General features: G+C 61.5%; 1 protein-coding gene. It reads right to left on the bottom strand.

Annotated elements, in window-relative coordinates:
• Positions 1-281: 281 nt before the first annotated feature.
• Positions 282-1,538, bottom strand: a 1,257-nt coding sequence (locus WBG04_RS10985) for an IS1380 family transposase (protein WP_424314476.1), incomplete at its 5' end; no start/stop codon positions are given.

Raw genomic sequence — 1,538 nt, 5'->3', positions numbered from 1 at the left:
GAATGAACGCGAATAGACGCTAACCCGCATTTCTCATACCCCCGGCGGGCATTGGCCGATGGGTGGCTGGATGTCGGTGGGCGATGAGATCAGCGGCTGTTGATCGCCCTCGGCGATGCCGAAAGCGGGGTTTTGCCCCGATGCCTACCGCCCGATGCGCCGCCGAAGGGTGGTTCGGGTCGTTTTTGCCCTGTTTCCCGTGTGCGTGGACACGCTCCATCCTTGCGTCTCCTCAGTGACGCCTCCCTTTGCTCATCCCTGGCCTCTCCACGATGCGCGACTCACGCAGGCGCGGCCCGCAGTCGCTCCCAGCAAGCCGCCACTTCGTCCTGAAACCGGAAGCTGCTGCTCCAGCGCACCAGCACTCGACGCACGCTCACCTGAATCACCGCAGCGATCTTGAGCAAGTGGTTGCGGATGATTCCCGGCGTAGCTTGGGCGTACGCCTTGCTCTGCTTGAGCCCCGTCTCGCGCAGGTCGATCATGAGCTGATAGGCGAAGGTTGAAAACCACAGCCGCAGCTGATTGGCGCTCATCACCTCGCAGCTCATTCGGTCGGCGAAGAGGTCGAGTTGTTGTTCTTTGATGCGGTTCTCCATGTCGCCCCGGGCGCAGTAAAAATCGCGGTAGAGTCTATCAGGCTCCCACTCGGGACGCTCGCCGGGCAGGTTGGTTACGATGAAGCGTGGGTTCTCGCCCTTGGGATTGACCTGTGCCTTGCCCACCACACGGCGCGCTCGACTCCAGCTTTTGGCCGTGCGGTATTCGAAGTCGCAGAAGTAGGTGCACCAGCCGCCACGTGTGCAGGCATCGGCTTTCGCGCGAAACATCGTCTTGTCGAGGTGGCGCAGCAGGACCTGGTTCTTGGCCAGACCCACGACGTAAAACACCTCGTTCTCCTCGCACCACGAAAGGATCTCATCGCGGGCGAAGCCGCTGTCGGCCCGCAGGATGATGCGTGCCTCGGGGAATCGCTCACGGATGATGGGCACGATGCGCTGGAGGGCTTCAAGCGTGCCGTTACTTGCGTCCTGATTGCTGGTGCGCAGCTCCGCCCAGACCGGCCACGGCCCGATGAAACAATACAATGGGAGATAACAATAGTTGCCGTAGTAGCCGTGGAAGAAACGGCCTTCTTGTTGACCGTGGATGAGGCTGTCGGTGGCGTCGAAATCCAGCACGATCTCCTCGGTATCCGGCGCGAGGCGGGAGACGGCCTGGCTGATGAGCAGACGCTCGATGGCCGTATGATTGGCATGGATCTTGTGGACGCCTGAGACGGTCTCAGCAGTGGTTTTGGAATTGGTCAACTCAAGTCGGTTGAGAGTGGACTTGCCCGCCAGGGCTCGTCCCTTGTCCTCACCGGAGCGATCCAGACCGAGCGGGTCGGACTTGCCCACACCGAGCGCCATCATCGGATCTCGGCGAAGGGTGTCGTGATCGTTGAGATCCTCGTATCCCATCGCCATGGCCAGGATGCGCTGGCGCAACAGCTCGGGCAGAGAGTGTTCGATGAGTTCCGGGCGCCGGTGATCGCT

It is taken from the genome of Haloferula sp. (genome assembly GCF_049672945.1).
Classification (GTDB): domain Bacteria; phylum Verrucomicrobiota; class Verrucomicrobiia; order Verrucomicrobiales; family Akkermansiaceae; genus Haloferula.
The sequence above is the reverse complement of the archived record's forward strand: the minus strand, read 5'-3'. Positions and strand labels throughout refer to the sequence as shown.